This window comes from Bradyrhizobium sp. Ken51, assembly GCF_055807435.1.
Genome location: NZ_JBVVPB010000137.1, coordinates 1 through 544 on the forward strand (window position 1 = coordinate 1; position 544 = coordinate 544).

General features: G+C 61.4%; 1 protein-coding gene. It reads right to left on the bottom strand.

Translation table 11 applies throughout. The features are described from left to right. On the bottom strand, positions 1-544 hold a 544-nt coding region (locus AC0L27_RS41185; RefSeq protein ID WP_473323831.1), incomplete at both ends, for an outer membrane protein.

The window sequence follows — 544 nt, forward strand, 5'->3', positions numbered from 1 at the left end:
TGATCCTGTTCAGCGCGCCAGCAACGACGGGGTTGGCTACCGAGAACGAGTTGTTCGCGTCACCCATGAACAGATGATCGTACTCGATGCCGGCTGACCAGTTCGGTGCGAAACCATACTCCCAGCCGACACCTACCGTCCCACCCCAACGGGTTGCGCTTGCAGCTGCCAGTTCAGTTCCGGTGAGCGTGTCGAGGATGCTGAAGCGGTTGCTCGTCACTGCCGCGCCGCCTTTAACGTATAGCAAGGAAGCGTTCCAGGAATAGCCGATCTGGCCGGTGAACAGGCCAATGCCGTCCGTTTTTGTGCGGGTCGAGAACGCTGGGTTGATCAGACTGACGCGCTGGCTGCTGAGGTCCGCCCAGTCACCTTGAGCTTCCAGGCCGAACACCCACTGGCTTGCCTGCCAACGATACCCGACCTGACCGCCGATCAGGCCTCCAGAGCGCTCGCGACAGCCATCAGCGAAAACCACGCCGGCCGCGCCGACGAAATCCCAGCAATTGCGGCTTTGACCCCAGCCACCGTTCGCGCCGATGTAGAA